Genomic DNA, 12,679 nt, shown 5'->3' with positions numbered 1-12,679 from the left:
CAAGGCCGAGGCCCTGTCCGAGGCGAAAGCCTGGCTGCGGGGGCTGACCAAGGAGGACGCGGGCCGCGCCCTCACCGGCCTGCCGCGCAGCCTGGGCTCCCGGCCCGAGCCCCTACCGGAGCCTCCCGGACGAACCGGGTCTGAGCACCCGTACGACCATCCTTATTTTTGGGCCGCATTCGTCCTCGTCGGGGCCCCGGATTGATCGACAGGATCTCCGGTCGGACTGATTTCACTGGACGTCGGACCGGTAGGCGAAGCGGTATGCCTCGATCAGTTCGAAGTGCGGCCGCAGTCGCGCGAGCAGCTGCATCAGCGGCTCGTCGAGCGTCTCGCTCTGCTGACCCAGGCTGCGGGTCCGCTGCAAGGAGCCGGCCCCGGCGACGCCCTCGGGCGGGCCCGACCGCACGACCAGGAGCCGGCCCGGGTCGGGCGCCGGCGTCGGCGGCAAGCCTTCGAGCAGGTCGGCCAGTTTTACATCCGACGGCAGAGGCGATCGGCGGGCGAGGAGCACGGCGGTCTCCTGGCCACCCGGCCCTTCCAGCGGCCAGCCCCGGTCGCTCTCGGACGGGCTCCGCACCCGGGATACCGGCCCGACCGGGGGCATCGCCTCGTCGAATCGTCGGGACCATGGGTAGAGCGGATCGATGTGCCCGCGGCTATCGATCCAGATCAGGTAGAGGTATGCGGGGGGGGCGGCCGTCGCCTCGAGCTGGACCTGCTCGCCCTGTCGCACCGGCAACGCCCCTGGCGCGTCGAGCGGCACGCCGTGGCGGGCGAGCCCGAGGCGACCCTGGAGCCTATCGGGTGTGTAGATCCTGACCTGCAATTGCCCCTTCAGGGGGCCGCCCTCACTCGAGGCGGCTGGCGTCAGGGCCGGCGGCGTCGCGGCCGACGCCCGGGGCCGATCGCGGCCCCGGATCACCACGGCGATGGCGACGGCGAGGACCGCGAGACCCGCCAACGAGAGCGCGGCCGAGAGCACCCGGCGGCGTGGCCCGCCGAGGGCCTTGCGGAACTCATCCGCCGAGGCGTACCGCTGGCCCGGATGGGGGGCCAGCGCCTTCAGGCAGATTCGTTCCAGGGACCGGGGGACTCGGGCGTTAATCCGCCGCGGCGGGACGACCCGGCCCTCGCGCGCCATCGCGAGCGCATCGGACTGCGTCCGACCGGCGAACGGGGGCCGGCCGGTCAGGAGGTGGTAGAGGACCGCCCCCATCCCGTACACGTCGGTCCGGAAATCGATCCGGTCCCATTCGCCGCGGGCCTGCTCGGGGGCCATGTACTGCGGCGTCCCGCCCAGTTCCCGGAGCCGATCGCCGCCCAGGTGGCTCGCCAGCCCAAAGTCGATCAGGTGCGGCGTGACGTCCTCGTGGAGGACGATGTTGGCCGGCTTTATGTCGCGGTGGACCAGCCCGCGGGCGTGCACCGCGGCGACCCCCTCGGCGAGCCGGGAGGCGATACCGACCACACGCCCCCATCCCATGGGCCCGTCACGCCGGATCTCGTCGAGATTGCGGCCCGGTATATACTCGACGACTAGGAACGCCTCATCGCCATGACGCTCGATCCCGTAGCAGCGCGCGACGTAAGGGCTCTGGACTTGCGCCAGCGACCGGGCTTCCGCGATCGCGGCCGGCGTGGCGCCGGCGCCGGCGTGGTAGCGCTTCAGCACGACATGGCGCCGCAGGTCCGGATCCAGCGCCAGGTAAGCAGTCCCCTGGCCGCCGGACCGTGAGAACCGGCGGACTTCCCGGTACTTGCCGATGGATTCGAATTCGGTGTCCGGCCCGCCAGCGGCCTGCCGCCTCAGGAAGGCCTCGATTTCCGGATGCCGGTCGCTCTGCAGAATGCGGAGGACCTCGGCGCGGATCCCGGGGTCGTCGGGACATTGACGCTGGAGGAAGGGTTCCCACTCTTCGGGCGGCAGGTCGGCGGAGCCTTCGAACAGCTCCCTGACCCGGCCGGCCCCGGGGTCGTTGTCTATCGTCGTGTCCATGCGCTCTCGCCCTTTCCTGGCCGCGCGTGCAGCCAGCCTCGTGCGACCCTCCAGTCGCGCTCCACCGTCTTCTGCGAGATCGACGGCTGTTCGACGACCTCAATTTGCGACAGGCCCATGAAGATATACAGCCGAACGATCAGGGCCGCGAGGGTATCGACCCGCTCGAGGCCCTCCAGGACCTCTTGGAGTTCGATCAGGGGGATCCTCGTCTCGTCGGCCAGGTGGTCGAGGACTTCGTCGAGGAGCACCCGCTGCCGTTGCCCGGGCCCCTTCCGCGCGGCGCGATGGCGATGGTGTTCGACGAGGATCTGCTCCATCGCCCGCGGGGCGGCGTGGTAGAGTAATTCGCGGCCGGTCGCGTCGAGTAGCGTCGCATCGGAGAGCATCTTGCCGAGGGCCTCGTGGACCAAGGCGGTGACTTGGAGCGTGTGGCCGGGCCGTTCCCGGGCCATGCGCCGGTGCGCCAGGGCTCGCAGGTCGTGATGGATCGCGACGACGGTTTCGTCCCGCGCCCCCGCATCGCCCTGCTGGGCCCTATGGAGCAGCTCGTCGAAGTGGCCCCCCGGCACCGTCGGCATGGCGATCCCCCGAATGGTGGCAACCCGCATGAGGGCGTCGCCGGAAGATTCTCGCAGAGAGCAGGTGGTGAGGGAAGACACGCTCGTCATATCCGAGATCATGTCGACGACGGGCCGGGACGAACAAGCCTCCCCGGCGAACCCGATGCTGCCCCCCGTGGTCACCGCGTAAACCGTCCAGTCCGGTCGCTTGGTGGAGAGGGCGGCCGTCGGTTCCCTACGGGGCCCCCCGATCGATGTCGGTCCAGAAACTCGAGTTCACGCGAAAGGACGACCCCATGTTCGGATCGGGCTACGACGATCGCCGTGAATCCGCGGCGATCCTCGACTCCTACGCACAGGACACCTTTCCTGGTTGCATGAGCATCTCTCCCTCCGCGGCTGCCTGATCACGGCCCTGCTCAGCTTGGCTATGGTGGTCGTGACCGCGGGCGGATGGTACGGCCAGCGGGACCCGTTTCGTTTCGACCCGGTCCTCGCGCTTCTTGATGAGCACGCGGCGGTGCGCGGGGCGGACCTGGAGAGCCCGTCCGCGCACCAATTCCTCCTCCACGCCTTCCGGTGGAGCAGCGGCGAGTGGCTCAGCGGACCGATCCTGTTCGCCACGTTCGTCGTCTTCTGCACGGCGGCGGGGAAGCGGCTCGGCAAGCTCCGCATGGTCGCCTTGGCGCTGGCCGCGATTTACGGCGGCGCCTACACGAGGCGACCATCAACCGGTCGGACAGCGACAGAACCCGGGCTCAACTCGTGAGGCTTGCGACGCGTCGCCTGCCGTAAGCAGGCCACGCCCACGCTTCGGCGGTCGTCAATCGGCTGTTCGACCACGGCGGCCCGGGCGCGTTGATCTTAGCCGTCGCGTTCGTGGCCGTATTGATCCCCGGACCGAGGTTGTCCGTGCGTGAGCAGCTCCGCCTGATCTTGATCGCCGCCGCCGCGATCTTCCTGGACGTCTCGGGCATCCTCCGATTCCAGGCGCGCCCGGTCGCCCGGGGCCCCCGCGCGGGCGGGGGGGCCGCCGGCCTCCTGATGGGCGGACGTAGGCTGCACTCCCCGGTCTTGGTCCCGAAGAGCAGGGACCTCTTCGGCTTCATCCACGTCCGGAAGCTCGCTCAATCCGTCAACACGCCGTAAACCTTTCCGCCCTCTCCTCGTCGTCGACGACTCGGGCCATGCTCCCCGGGATGCCGGCCGTGGCCTCCCGCACTTCGTCGAGCGTCACGTCCTCGTCCCCTTCGCGGGCGCAGAACGCCTCGAACTCGAGGTCGAGCAAGTCGTCCAGGTCGGGCTTCGACTGGAGCGGTCGCCCCCGCGTTTCGGTAGTCTGATCGACGGCCATAACTGTACCTCCTCGGACTATGTCTCCAGAGTTCCACGAGAGGGCATCAGGGAGCACGCTCGATGAAACGAAACGGAGACGCAGCGAAGGCCTCGGAAATCGCCGCGTTGGGTGACGTCCCGAGTCCGGCCGGCTCGATTCGCTCGGCACCGAGCTAGGTAACCGTTGCGAGACGGCTCGCCGTGAGGCACGCGACGCGACCAAAGCGGTCTTCCAGGAGTGTATATGGTCGGCCGTCTCGGACGGACGGCGTCCGCTCGTCTTCGCCGGTTCGTCCGCCCTCGCGGCCGTCCCGGCCATCTTCCTCGTCGGCGACTGGCGATCGTCCAGTCCTCCGGCTCGACGTCGCGGTGCGCCCTGCATGGGCCCCGCTCATCGGATCGCGACCGCCGGCGGCGTCCGATACTTCGAATGCGGTCGACCTCTCGGCTCGGCGGTCGGCGACGCGCGAACCCGGCGCGGTCGGCGCAACCGAATCATCTTCACGCCTGCGAACATAAGAGCCGTTATCGGACCCAGCCGCGAGAGCGAGATCCCGCCCCCTTATCGGCCCTGAGGGCCGGTACCCTCAAGATTCCGATCCTGGCGGTCATATTCGCGGAGCGTTAATGGAACTGGTCGGAAGAGGATTTCTCACCGTGAAGAAATTCCGGCCCCCTTTCCGCGAAGTCCTCCACGCCGCCGACAGGTGTCGCCAAGGATTTATTGGTCGAATGCGGGCCGGTGGTCGGACCGCGTTTTGCGGATGCTCAGGCATTGCCGGAAGATCGGTTCTGCATCGGCCCAATGCGTGTGTTCAAGCGACGGAACGATCCGTAAGATGGCCCGCGCTCAATGGTCGGTACTTCTCTCGCGGCCGCGGGTCCCGGCACTCTCGTCACGATCACTCCTGGTCACTTGACCTTCGAGGCTTCGGTCGCCGCCTTGCACTTGGAGAGCGTCTCGCGGTATTTCGCAAGCTGTGGATGCCCCGGGGGCAGGAGCTTTTCGGCCAGGGTCACGGCCTCCTCGATTTCGGGCAGGGCCGCCGCGGGCTCCTTGTTCTCGAGGTGGGCTTTCGCGGATTGCCACCGCGCCTGGGCGAGCTGGAGGGATCCGTCCGGCGAACGTCGCCGCAGCATGGCCACGGCCGCGTCGAAGCCCTTCCGCGCCTCGGCGGTCTCGCCCAGGGACTGACGGGCGCGGGCCAGGAGGGCGAGGACGACGGCCACTCGCGGGTGCTCCGGCCCGTACGCCTTGGCGGCGATCGCCAGCGCCCGCAGCAGCATGGACTCGGCCTGGGCGTGGCGGCCCTGCGCTTCGTAGAGCATGGCCAGATTGCTCAGGCTCATCGCCGTCTCGGCGTGGTCCGGTCCGAGCGATCTTTCACGGATGTCCAGCGCCCACTTCAGGAGGGGCTCGGCCCTGGCGTGCAGGTCCTGGGCCTCATAGAGCATCCCCAGATTGTTCAGGTCGGTCGCCACGTCCGGATGGTCCGGCCCGAACATCATTTCATCGATGGCCAGCGACCTCGAATAGAGAGGCTCCGCCTGCGCGTACTTGCCAGCGGCCTTCAACGAGAGCGCGAAGTTGCCCAGCACGATGCCCACTTCGGGATGGTCCGGGCCATGGGCTTCTTCTCGGATGGCCAGCGCCCGGGCGTAGAGCGGCTCCGCCTGGGCGAACAAGCTGCGCACGCGATAATTCTCGGCCAGGTTGTGCAACCCCGTGGCCACGAGCGGGTGGTCGGGGCCGTTGGCCTTCTCGCAGATCGCCAGGGCTCGCAGGTACAGGGGCTCGGCTTGGGCATCCAGGCCGCGCTCTTCCTGGAGCATCGCGAGGCTGTTGAGGCTGGCCGCCACGTTCGGATGGTGCGGTCCGAGCGTCTTCTCGAAAATCGCCATCGAACGTTTCATCAGCCGTTCGGCCTCGTCGAACCGGCGCTGGGCGTTGTAAACCAACGCCAGGTCGTTCAGGCTGACCGCCAGGTCGCGGGCTTCCGGGCCCAGGACCCTCTCGCGGATCGCCGACGCTCGCAAGAACAGCGGCTCGGCCTCCATGTGCCGGCCTCGCATGTAGTGCAGCGCGGCCAGGCTGTTGAGGACGACGGCCATTTCGCGCTCGTCCGACTTCGGGTCCTTCTCGAGGATCGCCAGCGATCGCGCGTAGAGGGGCTCCGCCTGATCGTACTTCTGCTCGGCGACGAGGAGCGTGCCCAGCATCTCCAGGCTCGTGGCCGCCTGGACGGAATCGGGGCCGGACAGGCGCTCGGTCAATGCGAGGGCCCGCTCCAGCAAGGGCCGCGCCCGCTCGTACTCGGCGTTGTTCTTCAGGATGATTCCGATCGTCTCCCGCAGTCGCGCCTCGGTCTCCGGATCATTCGCGAACGCGCCCGACTCGAGGTCGGCGAGCGCGCCGACCATCGCCTCGGCGATCGTCGCATCCTTCTTCCCGGCCTGCATGGCGTCGCTGGCGTTGAGAGCCCGGATCACGAACGCGCTGATCGCCTCGGCTCGTTTGCGAGCCTTGACCTCGGCGGCGGCGTTCGCTTCCGCGATGCCCGACAGCCTGACCGCCTCGGCCCGCTGCTTCGCCTCTCTCACCCCGAACCACAAGGACACTCCCGCGGCCAGGACCAGAGTCGCCGCGATCGCCGCGGTCGCCGCGGCCGTCCCCCGGTTGCGCCGCAGGAGCTTCCTCAGTCGATAGGCCGCGCTCGGCGGCCGGGCCTCGACCATCTCGTCGGCGAGATAGCGCTGGAGGTCGCGTGCGAGGCCGTTGACCGTGTCGTAGCGCCGCGAGCGGTCCTTCTCGAGCGCCTTCATGACCACCCAGTCGATCTCCCCCCGCAACAGCCTCGCCAGTCGGGCCGGCTCGATGCTCCGATTGGCGGCGATGTTCGGCAAGGCCTCCGCGGTGCTCAGCCTGGTGCTCGGGCGCGGCGGATCGACCTCGCGCACCATCCGCAGCATCTCGAGGATCGCGCCCCGCCGGAACTGCGACGCGTCGATCGGCGGCGATCCCGTCAGGAGCTCGTAGAGCATCACGCCGAGGGCGTAGACGTCGGTTCGCGTGTCGATGTCCATCGAGGACGGATCCGCCTGCTCCGGCGACATGTACGCCGGCGTGCCCACGATCGCGCCGGTGTCCGCGAAGCTCATGTCCGTCAGCTTCACCTCGACCGCCTTGGCGACGCCGAAGTCGATCACCTTCGGCGTCGGCCGGCCGTCGACCTCCGTGACCAGCACGTTGCCCGGTTTGAGGTCGCGGTGGATGATCCCCTTCTGATGCGCGTGCTGCACCGCCTGGCAGACCGCGATGAACAACTCCAGGCGGGCCTGCACGGACAGCCGCCGCTCGTCGCAATACTCGGTGATCGGCGTCCCCTTCACCAGCTCCATGACGAAGAACGGCTGGCCCGCGGGGGTGGCGCCGCCGTCGTAGATGCGGGCGATGTTCGGGTGGTCCATCAGCGCCAGTGCCTGACGCTCGGCGTCGAACCGGGCCAGCACGCCCCGCGAATCCATCCCCGTCCTGATCAGCTTGAGCGCCACCCGACGCTTGACCGGATCCGACTGGCTGGCCAGATACACCGAGCCCATGCCGCCTTCGCCGATCACCTCGACGAGCGTGTACCGGCCGGCGACGACCGTGCCGAGCCCTTCGCCCGAGGGGAGGCCGGCTCGACGGCTCGGAGCGGCCGATCCCGCCCCCGACGCGGCCGCATCATGATCGGAGCCGGCGAGCGTGGCCGAGGCCCCGCCAGTCCGTTGCTCCCCGCTCGTCGCGTCCGGCGAGGATTCGGCGGTCGCCGCAGGATCGACCGGCAAAGTCTCCGGCCCCTCGAGGCCGCCGTCGCCCCGGGTGCGTCCGGCGAGTCGCTCCTCGAGCCGGCGACGCAGTTCCGGCTCCCCCTTGCACGCCCCGTCGAGGAAGGCCGCGCGTTCCGCGGCGTCGGTCCGGGCGAGGGCCTCCGTCAGAAGGTCGCGTTCGTTCACAAGCGACTCCGTGGATGCGGCTGGCCCGACCCGATGCATAGTCGGCCGCCGAGAACGCTTTGTGGAAGTCGTTCTTTCTCGGCCGCCGACCGGCGCCGACGCGGGCAGGCGGGCGAGTTCGGGCGTGACGTCTGATTCTACCGGGTTGGCGGCGTCCGAGCACGCCGCCCGTCCAGGCTCCTTGCCCAACATTGGATCGCCGGCAGCGTGGACGCCTTGCTCCGTTGGGCCGATTCGATTTGACAAGGTAAACGTAATGGCCGTTCCCGGCCGCGTCGCATGGTCCGCGCGTCTTTAGACCTGCCGCGGCAACGTCCGATGATGGGCGTTATGTTCAGGCGTGGAAAATCGAACTGATGGCGAGGGTGTTGCAGCCCTCGGCGACGCGTTCGAAACCACCCTTCGGACGCGGCTCGAACCACCCGCGGCGATCTCGAACTCATCATGCTCCATCCCGTCCGGACGCCCCGCGATCGTCCGGAACCAACATCGAGTCTGGCCCGCGATTCCTCGAGGTCGAACCGGGCTCGATGCGGCCAACGACTTGGCGGCCATTCGACGGGTGGACGAACGCGCGAGGCCTCGGAAGGTCCGCGGCGGAGGAAGGCGTGGTCCCGGCTCAGGGGCCGCGTTGCGGCCCGCGCGCTCGCTCATGCGATGAACGTCCCTTTCACGATCCCGAGTCCCTGTAGGATCGTGTTCTGGGCGGTCCCGAAGTTCCAGTTGAAGTTGGAGTCGAAGGAATCGAACGATTGCTGATAGTGCCCGCCGTCGGTGTCGGTGAAGAAAACAAGGCTTCTGGCCCGATCGAAGCCGTCGACGGCCACCCAGTGGAGCGACGGGATTTCGTGGCGCGTGACGCCGCCGACGCCCGGGATCCGGTCGAGGAAGTCGCCGACCGCCCCGCCCACCGAGTAGATTTCGGCGCCCGAAACGCGGACCATGGCGACGACGGGGTTGCCCTCGCGGAGTTGCGCGAACATCGCCTCCAGCGACGACTGGGTCTTGAGGCTGAAGGAGGGCCGGCCCGATAGCCCGCGTCGTAGGCTGTTCATGGCGTCCACCAGCGTGCGGCCGGTCGTCCCCAGGGCCCAGCGCGAGACGATCGAGGATTCCGAGGCGCGGTCGATGATTTGTTGATACGTCGCCGTCCCGCCGAGGGATCGGATCACGCGGTAGGCCGAGTTCGGACCGCAGGTGTTGCGGGTCTGGGGCGTCCCGTCCGGAAGGCCGGTCAGCTGCACCGACTCGGCGTCGGCCACCAGCTTGCCGGCGCGGCCGACGGCGTGGTCCCGGCCCGAGCCGCCGACGGCCGTGGCCTTGATCGTCACGCCGCGCGCGTCGAACGAATCGTCGCCGCCGTTGCCGACGAACACGATCTCATCAATCTTCGCCGCTGGATACGTCTTGTCGAACTTGATCGGCACGATCGAGAACCCAGACGAGAGGACGGTTTCGACCCGGACCCGGAATTTGCCGCCGGATCTGGTCACGACCACGTCGTTCCCGTCGCCGTCGCCCGTGATGCGGAGGACGCGCCCGACGACCTTGACTGGGTCCGACGCCGTCGACGCCCCGCCGCCCGAGCCGGAGGCACCCGGGGACGAGGCCGGGGTCGACTTGAGGCTCAGCGAATAGTCGCTGCGGGCGTCGTCGACGCCGGGGTAGACCTTGACGTAATACGTGCCCCCGCCCAGGGTGTAGCCCTTGGACTCGGACCGGGAGCCGGGATTTCGGGCGGCTGATCCGATCCGGTCGCCGCGGCTGTCGAGCAGCTCGAAGTCGAGGTCGGCGCTCAGCCCGGTCAGCCGGACCTCCAGCCGTCCGCGTTTCGCCTCGAACCGGTAGTAGTCTCGCGAGTCGGAGCCGCCGACCTGTCCGGTGCGGGTCTCCGTCCCTCGGATCGATCCCAGGTCGACGGCCTCGGAGCGGGAGTCGTTCGAGGCGGGGACGAGGCCCGGCGTACGGCCGCCGAGGGCGGCGGTTGCGGGCGAGGCCGAGGGCAAGTCCCGGCGATCGAGCGCGTCGATGGTGGGCATCCACGCCCGTTTGCGACGGAATCGGCAGCACATCGGATGCGTCCTCAAATGAGTAAACTCTAATGCAAAGGTGACGCCTCGCCGGTAAGCACGTCAGCCGCAAGGACGACGAGCGTCGGCGAGGAGTTGAGGGATGAGCCGGTGTGACGGCTCATCCCTCGTGGAATCTCGGGCCATTCACTGGAGCACCTGTCCCGAGTAGGCCGACATGGTGCCGCCGGCGTCGGTGAGGTAGGTGGCCCCGCCGTAGCTGATCACGTAGCCGGCCGGCGTCCCGGCGTACTCCGCCGGCACCTGGAACAGCTGCGCCCCGCCCTGGTCGGCCGGCTGGGAGGCCGTCGGCCCCGAGTAGGCCGACATGGTGCCGCCGGCGTCGGTGAGGTAGGTGGCCCCGCCGTAGCTGATCACGTAGCCGGCCGGCGTCCCGGCGTACTCCGCCACGGCACCTGGGTCTTCGCCCCGCCCTGGTCGGCCGGCTGGGAGGCCGGTCGGCCCCGAGTAGGCCGACATGGTGCCGCCGGCGTCGGTGAGGTAGGTGGCCCCGCCGTAGCTGATCACGTAGCCGGCCGGCGTCCCGGCGTACTCCGCCGGCACCTGGAACAGCTGCGCCCCGCCCTGGTCGGCCGGCTGGGAGGCCGTCGGCCCCGAGTAGGCCGACATGGTGCCGCCGGCGTCGGTGAGGTAGGTGGCCCCACCGTAGCTGATCACGTAGCCGGCCGGCGTCCCGGCGTACTCCGCCGGCACCTGGAACAGCTGCGCCCCGCCCTGGTAACACGGGGCACCGGGGTCGAACGCGAATTGCGCCTCGGCGGGTTCTGAACATGCCACGACGAGGACCATGGCGAGGGAAGACGCCATCCATCGGATCTGACCAATCATCGTCATCCATCCTTCTATTTGGGGGAAATCGCTACCTGGAGATGCGGCTCATCGACGTCATCTCGGCGAACGACCTTCGCCGCGTCGGCGTGTGCCGCGGACTGAGCATTCGGATCGCCGCGAGTCCGCTTCGCTCGCGGCGATCCACCGACGATCGACCCTCCCTCACCAGCCCCGCGGCCGCCCGTAGCCGCGACCCGGCCCGCCGCCCCAGCAGGATATGTCAGCCCGCCCCACTCCAGCCGCCTGGAGTTATGGCCAGGCCCTGCCCCAACCGCCCGGGTGTATCCGGCCGCCCAGCCGCCCGGCCTTCCCCATAGCCCCCCGCCGCCATGCCCCGCCGCCCGAAGCCTCCGCCGCCCGGCCGCCCAGTGCTCTTCCGATCTCGCCGCCGTAGCCCCCGCCGCCCGGCCGCCCGTAGCCCCCGCCACTGAGTCCGCCGGCGATGCCCTGAAGGATGCCGGAGGCGATCCGGGCGCCGTCGGGGCGGCCTGGACCATACTGGGCTCGCGCCTCGGAGCTGGTCAGGGACGTCGTGGCGAGGACGGTCAACATCGGGATAACGACTTTCAACGTGTTGCGCATCGTAGAGGCTCCTCTGCCTTGCGAGTGCTCGATCTCAAGGGCGGCTCGACAAGCCGCCTCCAATGAGGTAACCAACATCGGCCCCGGAGAAGTGCAACTCATTTTCAACTTTTTTGAGTTCATCCGCCGGGGCGTCGCCTCACAGCGAATCACGCGGTTGGGCTCGTCCTTCGCTGGATGCAGCCCGACGTCCGAAATCCGACGGCGAGCCTCGGGCATGCAGCCGTCGACGGCCCGCGCCTCGGGCGGGATTGGCGTGCTGCGGGCGGTGAGCGAGAGGCGAGCGGGGAGCACCCTTCCCCCGCCGCAGTCCACTTTCATCGACGGAAGGCCGATAAGTGCGCGGCGGTCGAGTGGTCGCGGCTTCCGGTCGAACGACCTTGGCTCCCAGCTCCGGGGCCGATATGCTGATGATGAATTGGACAGAAATATGCCGATCCTGATCCGGCGGCTCCAGGGCGGCATCTGACGCGAGGCGTACCCCGCATGACGACCGAGGCGTTTGGTTCCATCTCGCAATGGCTCGACCCCCTCAGGCGGGGGGACCACGCGGCCGCGCAGCCTCTCTGGGAGCGGTACTACGGCCGCCTGGTCCGGCTCGCCCGCGCGAAACTGGCCGGCGGTCGCGGGCTGGACCACTATGAAGAAGATGTGGCGCTGAGCGCCTTCGACAGCTTCGTGCAGGCGGTGGCCGCCGGCCGATTCCCCAAGCTGGTCGATCGCGACGACCTCTGGCGGTCCCTCTTCGAGGTGACGGCCCGCAAGGCCGTCAACCTCCGCAAGCATCATGCGCGGCTCAAGAGGGGCCAGGGGAGGGTGCTCGACGAGGCGGCCCTCGCGGGCCCGGAGGAGCGCGGCGGCCTGGACGGCATACTCGGCGACGAACCGACTCCCGAGCTGGCGGCCGCACTCGCGGAAGGATGCCGCGTGCTCCTGGCCGCCCTCGACCGCGAAGACCCGACGTTCAAGCTCCGGCGGATCGCCCTCTGGAAGCTGGAGGGGTTCACCAATCAGGAGATCGCCGACAAGCTCGGATACAGCCGTCGCACCATCGCCGCCCAGTTGAACTGGATCCGCTCGGCCTGGGAGGGGTTCCGCGAGCCGTGAACGCGCCATCGGTCCCCGACCAGGAGGGGCCGTCCCTCAACGTCCGATCGCCGATGGTGATAAAGCAAATTTTGATATCGGCTTGCGACGGCCGTCGAGGATGATGGAGGTCGGGCCGGACGGACCTGCCGAGGGTGGACGGCGGATCGAGGCGCGGCCGGCCCCAGGATCGGGCC

At 69.1% G+C, this 12,679-nt stretch carries 10 protein-coding genes; 4 read left to right on the top strand and 6 right to left on the bottom strand.

The genetic code is table 11. The features are described 5' to 3' along the window. Positions 1 to 205 (top strand): CHAT domain-containing protein (locus PZE19_RS31415; protein WP_277864625.1); only part of this gene is annotated, 205 nt, incomplete at its 5' end. Positions 206 to 232: 27 nt separating this feature from the next. On the opposite strand, the gene PZE19_RS31410 is transcribed toward PZE19_RS31415, so the two are convergent. Both PZE19_RS31410 and PZE19_RS31405 read right to left on the bottom strand, forming a co-directional pair. After that, positions 233 to 1,999, bottom strand: coding sequence for a serine/threonine protein kinase (locus PZE19_RS31410; protein ID WP_277864624.1), 1,767 nt, complete (start codon positions 1,997 to 1,999; stop codon positions 233 to 235). Continuing rightward, positions 1,984 to 2,610 carry an ECF-type sigma factor gene (locus PZE19_RS31405; protein ID WP_277864623.1) on the bottom strand — a complete coding sequence of 209 codons (627 nt, stop codon included), beginning with the start codon at positions 2,608 to 2,610 and terminating at the stop codon, positions 1,984 to 1,986. The genes PZE19_RS31410 and PZE19_RS31405 overlap by 16 nt, the downstream gene beginning before the upstream one ends. Positions 2,611 to 2,935: 325 nt before the next feature. Between PZE19_RS31405 and PZE19_RS31400 the strand changes: the two genes are divergently transcribed. Continuing rightward, positions 2,936 to 3,331: a hypothetical protein gene (locus PZE19_RS31400; protein ID WP_277864622.1), complete on the top strand. Its 396-nt coding sequence runs from the start codon at positions 2,936 to 2,938 to the stop codon at positions 3,329 to 3,331. A 143-nt stretch (positions 3,332 to 3,474) separates the two neighbouring features. Then, the gene (locus PZE19_RS31395) at positions 3,475 to 3,711 is read left to right on the top strand and encodes a hypothetical protein (protein ID WP_277864621.1); all 237 of its coding nucleotides are present in this window, start codon (positions 3,475 to 3,477) and stop codon (positions 3,709 to 3,711) included. On the opposite strand, the gene PZE19_RS31390 is transcribed toward PZE19_RS31395, so the two are convergent. From PZE19_RS31390 to PZE19_RS31375, 4 genes are all read right to left on the bottom strand, one after another. After that, entirely contained in the window at positions 3,698 to 3,916 is a 219-nt protein-coding gene (locus tag PZE19_RS31390; protein ID WP_277864620.1) for a hypothetical protein, read from the bottom strand. The two genes, PZE19_RS31395 and PZE19_RS31390, sit on opposite strands and share 14 nt — an antisense overlap. An 893-nt stretch (positions 3,917 to 4,809) precedes the next feature. Continuing rightward, positions 4,810 to 7,893, bottom strand: coding sequence for a tetratricopeptide repeat protein (locus PZE19_RS31385; protein ID WP_277864619.1), 3,084 nt, complete (start codon positions 7,891 to 7,893; stop codon positions 4,810 to 4,812). A 650-nt stretch (positions 7,894 to 8,543) separates the two neighbouring features. Next, positions 8,544 to 9,932, bottom strand: coding sequence for a pre-peptidase C-terminal domain-containing protein (locus tag PZE19_RS31380; protein WP_277864618.1), 1,389 nt, complete (start codon positions 9,930 to 9,932; stop codon positions 8,544 to 8,546). A gap of 177 nt (positions 9,933 to 10,109) precedes the next feature. Continuing rightward, complete coding sequence (locus PZE19_RS31375) at positions 10,110 to 10,811, bottom strand: hypothetical protein (RefSeq protein ID WP_277864617.1); 702 nt, start codon at positions 10,809 to 10,811, stop codon at positions 10,110 to 10,112. 1,071 nt (positions 10,812 to 11,882) lie between these two features. On the opposite strand from PZE19_RS31375, the gene PZE19_RS31370 reads away from it, so the two are divergent. Then, complete coding sequence (locus tag PZE19_RS31370; protein ID WP_277864616.1) at positions 11,883 to 12,503, top strand: ECF-type sigma factor; 621 nt, start codon at positions 11,883 to 11,885, stop codon at positions 12,501 to 12,503. The last annotated feature ends 176 nt before the right edge of the window (positions 12,504 to 12,679 follow it).

The organism is Paludisphaera mucosa, assembly GCF_029589435.1.
GTDB classification, from domain to species: Bacteria; Planctomycetota; Planctomycetia; order Isosphaerales; family Isosphaeraceae; genus Paludisphaera; species Paludisphaera mucosa.
The sequence above is the reverse complement of the archived record's forward strand: the minus strand, read 5'-3'. Positions and strand labels throughout refer to the sequence as shown.